The sequence below is a fragment of the Nodularia chucula CCY0103 genome (assembly GCF_963923915.1).
GTDB lineage: Bacteria > Cyanobacteriota > Cyanobacteriia > Cyanobacteriales > Nostocaceae > Nodularia > Nodularia chucula.
The window spans coordinates 22,335-29,804 of record NZ_CAWUOL010000066.1 but is presented as its reverse complement, the minus strand read 5'-3'; the positions used below and the strand labels follow the sequence as shown (position 1 = coordinate 29,804).

Annotated in this window: 3 protein-coding genes and 1 pseudogene; 1 reads left to right on the top strand and 3 read right to left on the bottom strand. The window is 40.5% G+C overall.

All coding sequences use genetic code 11. From position 1 onward, the window contains the following. Positions 1–39: 39 nt before the first annotated feature. A pseudogene (locus ACM0OP_RS16870) lies at positions 40–597 on the bottom strand (alpha/beta fold hydrolase); the annotation flags it as partial. Between the two features lie 78 nt (positions 598–675). Here ACM0OP_RS16870 and ACM0OP_RS16865 point away from each other — a divergent pair. Then, positions 676–1,554 carry a shikimate dehydrogenase gene (locus ACM0OP_RS16865; protein ID WP_414529578.1) on the top strand — a complete coding sequence of 293 codons (879 nt, stop codon included), beginning with the start codon at positions 676–678 and terminating at the stop codon, positions 1,552–1,554. Positions 1,555–1,643: 89 nt separating this feature from the next. On the opposite strand, the gene ACM0OP_RS16860 is transcribed toward ACM0OP_RS16865, so the two are convergent. Together ACM0OP_RS16860 and ACM0OP_RS16855 are read right to left on the bottom strand one after the other, a co-directional pair. Continuing rightward, positions 1,644–3,245, bottom strand: a complete 1,602-nt coding sequence (locus ACM0OP_RS16860; RefSeq protein WP_414529577.1) for a hybrid sensor histidine kinase/response regulator — start codon at positions 3,243–3,245, stop codon at positions 1,644–1,646. An 8-nt stretch (positions 3,246–3,253) separates the two neighbouring features. After that, a complete protein-coding gene (locus tag ACM0OP_RS16855) occupies positions 3,254–7,432 on the bottom strand; it encodes a PAS domain-containing protein (RefSeq protein WP_414529576.1) in 4,179 nt (1,392 codons plus the stop codon). Positions 7,433–7,470: the final 38 nt, after the last annotated feature.

Sequence of the window (7,470 nt, the reverse complement as noted above, 5' to 3'; positions counted from 1 at the left end):
GCCTTGCATTATATTATTTCAGTCAGTCACCACTATTAATCTACTAGACTGAAATAACAGGAATTGGGCGAAGGGTTGCTGCAAAATCCACTTTACAGAATCACCTAAGAGTTTTTGCACAGTTGCGGGTGGTTTTGGTTGTTGAATTTGTGCTTGTAATGCTTCTGATTCAGAGGTTGATTGGTTTTGACTAAAGGGACCAGCACTGTTGAGTAAGACTAAACCAGCGGCCGCATCGGGACTTTGTGCAGCTACACACAAGCAAGCATACCCTCCCAGAGAGTTACCTGCTAGAACGGTTTTTTGACCAATTACTTCACTGATAAAATCAGTTAGTTGGTCACGCCACAAATCACCGCTATACTGCAATTTGGGTTTTGCTGATCGGCCAAATCCTAAAAGGTCGATAGCAAATACTTCAAAATCTTGGCACAATCCTGTGATATTCTTGCGCCAGTGGTCTGTGGAAGCACCAAACCCATGCACTAATAGCAGGGGTGGACGTTGGGGTTGTTTTTCTCCTACACGGACATAATATATATTGTTACCTCGCCACTGCCAATATTGACCAGGAATTGGAGTTCTGCTGATTTGCATAATATAAAGAAATATTAAGTGAGTTTTTATAATTATCACTCATGACTGAGACACTAGGGAAGGGGAATTTGTTTTCTAATGACTAATTTATTAATTACAGGTAAAACTCAACTTCTGGGTGTAATTGGTTATCCGGTGGAACATTCACTGTCACCGTTGATGCATAATGCGGCTTTGGCGGAGTTAGGGTTAGATTTTATATATCTGCCTTTTCCCATTGCACCACAAAATTTACAGGTGGCGATCGCAGGTTTGGCGGCTATCAAAGTTGTGGGTTTCAGTGTGACGATTCCTCACAAACAAGCAATTATGCCGTTATTATCAGAAATTAGCCCCGTAGCACAGGCGATAGGTGCTGTAAATACTGTCACTTGGAAAAATGGTCAATGGGTGGGTACTAACACGGATATAGAAGGTTTTATTGCTCCCTTGCAGACAAGATATCAGCAAAACTGGAGTCAAAAGGTAGCGGTGATTTTAGGTAATGGTGGCGCAGCTAGAGCGGTTGTCGCTGGTTGTCATCAGTTGGGATTTGCAGAAATTCATGTTGTGGGACGCAATAGCCAGAAATTAGAGGAGTTCCGCCACAGTTGGGAAAATTCACCGATAGGGGATAAATTGCAAGTGCAGACATGGGATGATTTAGCCACACTGCTTCCCCACGCAAATTTACTAGTCAATACCACTCCTGTAGGTATGTATCCCCACGTCAATGATTCACCTGTGCAGTTAGCAGATATGGAAAAAATCTCCCCAGGTGCGATCGCCTACGATTTAATATATACTCCTAGCCCTACACAATTTCTCCAACAAGCTGAACAACAAGGAGCTATTACCATTGATGGCTTAGAAATGTTAGTCCAACAAGGGGTAGCAGCATTAAAAATCTGGTTACAATTGGAAACTATTCCTGTGGATGTCATGGGTGAAGCATTGCGAAGTCATCTGGGATTGTAGGGAAGTGTGGGGAAAGATTGTTACTATCTAATACCCAGTCCCCAGTCCCCAGTCCCCAGTTCCCAGTCCCCAGTCCCCAGTCCCCAACCCTAGTTATTTCCATCTGTTTGCTGTTTTAGTCTTAACGGTAACTGAACTGTGAAACTAGTCCATTTATCGGTACTAGTAACTTTAATTGAGCCTTGGAGATACTGTACCAGCTTTTTCACCAGTGCTAAACCCAATCCTGTGCCTTCATTTTGCCAGCGATCGCTTTGAGGAATGCGGTAAAAGGGGTCAAAAATAAGAGATTGTTCCTTAATCGGAATACTCACGCCGGAATTACTGACGATGATTTCAAATAAAGGAATTTCATAGTTTCTATCATTCACCAATTGAGAATTTACTCTAATTTCTTCCTCACTAGGAGTATATTTACAAGCATTGCTTAATAACTCTGAGATAATTCTATTCAGCAGAGACATATCTGAAACTATTGGCGGTAAACTTGGGGAAACATTTACTTGTAAAATCTGCTGTTTAGCTTCAGCAATGTGTTCAAAGGGTTCCACAGCATGAGGTAGCCAATTTTCTATATTAATTGTCATCAATTCTAACGGATAAAAATCCGCATCAATTATTTGCATATATAGCAAATCATCAATTAAATCTAGTTCTTGTTCGCACTGTTCCCGCAGAATATTTAAATAGCGGTTTAATGACCAAGATATAGAAGGCTCTAACCTCTGCAAAACTCTCTGTTCATTGAGAATATGCTCTAACATACAAATGGTCATTTTGATGTTTGATAATGGCGTTCGCATTTCATGAGATGTAGTTGCCAGAAAATCTTCTTTCAACTGATTCAATTTTTGCATTTCTTGCAGTTGAATTTCTAATTGTTTTGCCTGTCCATCCGCCATATTACGTTCTTCAATCAGCCTGCGTTGGGTATCATCTCGAAAGACTAAAACAGCACCTGTAATTACACCTTGATGATCTCGCAATAGAGTTGCACTATTAGTTATGGGAATAGTTTTGCCATTGTTAGCAATCAAAAATACATGATTTTTTAAATAAATACTGCTTTTTTCTCTCAAAGCGCAAATGGTGGGATTTTCTAAGGGTAGTTTTGTTTCTTCATCAATTAGTCTGATCACCTCATTCACGACTCGCCCTTTTGCTTTATCCCAACTCCAGCCTGTGAGAGCTTCTGCGACTTGATTCATGTATTTGATTTGTGATTCCAGATCAACCACAATTACCCCATCTCCCATTTGTTTGAGAATAGAACTCAAAAATTGCTCCCTTTCATAGCGGTTGAGGGCTGTTTCAATGGCTACATAAAGTTCTTGCTCTTTAATGGGTTTAATAATATATCCAAAGGGGGATGTCAACGTAGCTCTTTCTACTGTAGATTTATCCGAATGTCCCGTAACGTAAATCACAGGAATTTGAAATTCACGCCAAATTTTCTCTGCGGCTTGAATACCATCACCTTCTCCGCGTAAGCGGATATCCATCAAAATCAAGTTGGGGCGCAGTTCTTCCGCTTTCGTAATAGCCAGGACTGCTGAATCTGCTATATCTACAACAGTATACCCCAGAGTTTCTAAACTCTCTTGTAAGTTGATAGCCAGAATATATTCATCTTCTACAATCAGAACTCGGACTGTTTGGATGCTAGGTTTATTCTTGGGGACGCTAATCATATGTATGTTCAGATATTAGTAAAAGTGATTTTAAACTCTGTTCCCTGATGAGAATTGATATCCAGATTTCCCCTCAGTTGTTTGACTAAGCCTTGAACTAAAGTCAGACCCAAGGTTTTGGATGTTTTGGGGTCAAATTCGGCGGGGAGTCCCACACCATTATCTCTGATAATCAAGATTAATTTACCTCCAAGTGCTGGATAGAATTGTACCTTAATTTCCCCGGAACGTTGATCGGGGAAAGCATATTTTAAAGCATTAGAAACCAGTTCATTAATAATCAATCCACAGGGAATGGCAGTTTCAATATTTAAACTCGCGTTATCAACTTCAATATTCAGTTTAATTTGCTGGGAACTAACATTATATGAATCAAATAAATGAGTGGTTAAGTCTGGTATGTATTGAGCGAAATCAATATCGGCAAGTTCTTCAGAACGGTAGAGTTTTTCATGTACTAAAGCTATGGAAGCAATGCGGTTTTGGCTATCGCGTAGAATTGCTTTGGCTTGATCATCTTTTGTTCGTCTACACTGCATTTGTAGCAAACTACTAACAATGCCTAAATTATTCTTGACACGATGGTGAATTTCTTGGAGTAATACCTCTTTTTCTTTCAAAGAAGCTTTAACTTTTTCATCGGCTTGTTTTTGCCGGGTGATGTCTTGTTGAATAGCGACAAAGACTGTGCCATATTCATGATGTTTAAAAATTGAACTAGTACCACGACACCAGAACTCAGTGCGATCTTTTTTGATATTATGAATTTCATAAGTAAATTCACCATATTTGTTAACAGATGCGGCGAGTTTTTGATACTCTGCTTGAGATTGTGTTTGCTGATCTTCGTAATTGATAGTTGAGACGTGTTGACCGATTAATTCTCCGGTTTCATAGCCAAACATCTGGTCAAATTTGGGGTTTGTATAGACAATTATGCCATCTGTGTATCTAATTAAAGAAATGCCTTCGGCTATGTTACCGGTAATTACTGCTTGTAGTTCTAACATCTGCGCTGCACGTCTGCGATCGCTAATATCCATAACGATCCCCAACATCCGAATCGGCTCACCTGCGGCGTTCTTAATCCCCCTTGCTCTCCCACTCAACCAGTGAATGGAGCCATCAGGATGAATTACCCGATATTCAGAATATACATAGTTGCCATTTCCTTGCAGTGTTTTGAAAACAGCTTGTTCTAGTTTTTCTATATCTTCTGGATGAATAGCATTCCGCCATACCTGATATGTGGGTGTTGTTGTCTGTGGATCTAAACCTAATAAATTATAGTGATTGTTATTCCAAATCACTTCATTAGTGAGAATATTCCAATCCCAAGTTCCAATATCGGTAAATTCTAAAGTCAGTCGTAGTTGTTCTTCACTTTTAGCTAAAGCTGCTTGGGTTTTTTGTAGCTCCTGAAGTGCGATTCGTTGTTCTGTAATATCTTGAACTGTGCCATAAAGTCGAATTACTTCCCCTGTACCATTACATCCGGCGTGTCCAATTATTTGTAGATAACGATAGGAGTTTTCTAGTTGAGGGACACGCAAAATCAACTTATACGATTCACCAGTGGCGATCGCATCCTCAATCACTTGATGGAGTTGTGCCGCATCTTCTGGGTGGTAAAATTGTAATATCTCCCCATAAGTAGGTTCTAATTGCGCTGGATCTCGATGAAACAACCTATATAACTGCTTTGACCAGCTAATTTTGCCCGTGATTAAATCATGCTCCCAATTACCCAGACGTGAAACGCCCTGTGATTCTTCTAGGCGAACTTCATGAAGTTTTAATTCTGTAACATCGATTGCTAATCCATCCCAAGCTAAACGACCATCATGGAGCCAACGGGGACTATTGCGGAAATTCAGCCATTTCATCCTCCCACTGGGGGTTTGTATTCGCAGTTGGATATCAAAGACAGATAGATTTTGTGCAGATTCTTCAATGACTGCTTGTAACTTCAAATAATCTTCTTTGAAAAACTGTCTACACAGCAGATTACAGTCTTGCAATACATCTGTGGCGGTAATTTCCATGAGTGTTTCCACCCCCGCACTCAGATAAGAAAAGTTATAACTACCATCCAATTCCCGAACCATCTGATAAACCATACCATTATGCAGGTTATCTCCGATGCCCCGTAACATTGCTTCCCGTTCTTGTAGTGCTAGTTCGGCTTGTTTGCGTTCACTAATATCTGTGACTCTAACTAAATGTATAATTTCACCAGCAACTATGATTTCCTTAGCTGCTAAATTTCCCCAAAAGCAATTACCTTGGCTGGTACAATATTCGATTTCTTGGCTCCAAAATCCTTGCTGATTTATTATTTCCACAATAGATCCCATTTCTTCCGGGGTGAATGGTTGTTTTTGCAGAGTTTGTCCATCCATCCCGATCAATTGATCTTTGCTGGTGAATTGAAACAGTTCTACAGCTCGATCATTGCAGTCTGTAATCAAGTATGTTTTTGTCTCCACTAGAAACAAAGCATCAGTAGATTTGTGAAAAATTGCTTCTCTTAAATCTCGGCTGTGAATAAGTTCTAATTCTGCTAATTCCCGTTCCTGTAGTGCAGCTTGCTGTACAGTGATATCTTGTCCTAAACCATGCCAAGCCACATCTCCATTACTCCGCAATTCTGGCATAGAATTAGCCTGTACCCATTTCAATTGACCGGAAGGAGTAATAATCCGCCATTGATAACTAAAAGGTGATAGGTTTTCATAACTTTGGCGAACTGCTTCGGTATAGCCGGGAAGATCACCAGGATGGGTTGCTTGGATAAATAGCGTGGGATTGGCGATGATTTCTTCGGCGGTGATTTCATAAATTTTTTCCACCCCGGAACTCATATACTGAAAGTGGATGGAACCATCTGGAGATTGTACAAAAGTGTAAATACTTCCTGGTAAGTTAGCCACTAAATGCTGAAATCTGGCTTCACTTTGCCGCAGTGACTGTTCTATTTGTTGGCGTTCTCGCAGTACGGCTAGGTGTTCGCTAATATCTTTACCTTCAGGTAATAGTAGTACAACTTCACCTGCATCATTTTTGATAGGTTTGAGGGAAAACTCAATGGTGGTAATGTTTTCTCCCACTCCTAAGACATCCACCTGATAACGGACGAAATCACCAGCAGCAGCTTGAGCGATCGCAGCTTTTAACTGTTCCTGAGTTTCTGGAGAAATTGTCCACCATCGAGCTTCCCAAAAGGGGCGGTTAACTATATCTGAGTGTTGTAATCCAGCAAAATCTAGGGCAGTTTGATTAGCTTCTAATAGCGTACCATCAGGTTGCAGTAAGCCAATAAATTGAAATGTAAGATCAAAAATAGCCCGATAGCGTTGTTCACTTTGCTGTAATGACTCTTCTATCTGTTTGCGATCGCTAATATCAAAATTAGTCCCCGTCACCACCCAGCATTGTGCATCTTCAAGATAGCGGGAGTTATAGGTGGCTGATATCCAACGTAAGGAACCATCTTTGTGATGAAATCGATATTCTACACTTACCGTCCGCCCTGCAAAAATATCTGCATACAGGGGCATAATTACCATTTCTCGATCTTCAGGATGCACTCCCAACATCCATAAAGTGGGATTATTCATAATTTCCTCGGCTGTATAGCCAAAAATTCCTTCACTACCGGGAGACTGATAATCACACACCCAATCACAGTTAGGAAAGACGCGAAAACTAACAATTGCACTAGCAACAGCGCTATTAAGGATTTCTGCGAATTTAGGTTCTAATTTTTGCAGTTCCCCTTTCCTGTTTTCTAACTCTACCGCTTGGGTGTTAATGTCTGCGGGAGTCATCACGCCTAATATTTGACCTTGATGATCAATTACAGGTAGGTGGCGAATGTGATATTGCTGAAATTTTTGCTGAATTTTGGTGATATCTTCAATATCTAGCGCACTTACAGTGATTACAGGTTGAGTCATCACTGTTCCAACAGTTATCTCTTGCACAGGAAGTCCCTTAGCGATCGCCCTGACCACATCTTTTTCTGTAAAAATACCGATGATTTTTTCTGCTTCTACAATTAAGGCACAGCTGCTTTCAGCCTGATGCATTTCCTGAATAACTTGCATCACTGGTGTCTGTTGCGAAACTTGCACCAATTGTCTTTGAATGTGATCATCACAGAAAAACATTTGCGGAATCTCCATGCTAACTGGGGAGTAGGGAATGGGGGGAGTGTGGGAGT

Excerpts from the sequence above, each read along its gene's own strand:
- ACM0OP_RS16865 (WP_414529578.1), top strand. The coding sequence starts at position 676 with ATGACTAATTTATTAATTACAGGTAAAACTCAACTTCTGGGTGTAATT.
- ACM0OP_RS16860 (WP_414529577.1), bottom strand. The coding sequence starts at position 3,245 with ATGATTAGCGTCCCCAAGAATAAACCTAGCATCCAAACAGTCCGAGTT.
- ACM0OP_RS16855 (WP_414529576.1), bottom strand. The coding sequence starts at position 7,432 with ATGGAGATTCCGCAAATGTTTTTCTGTGATGATCACATTCAAAGACAA.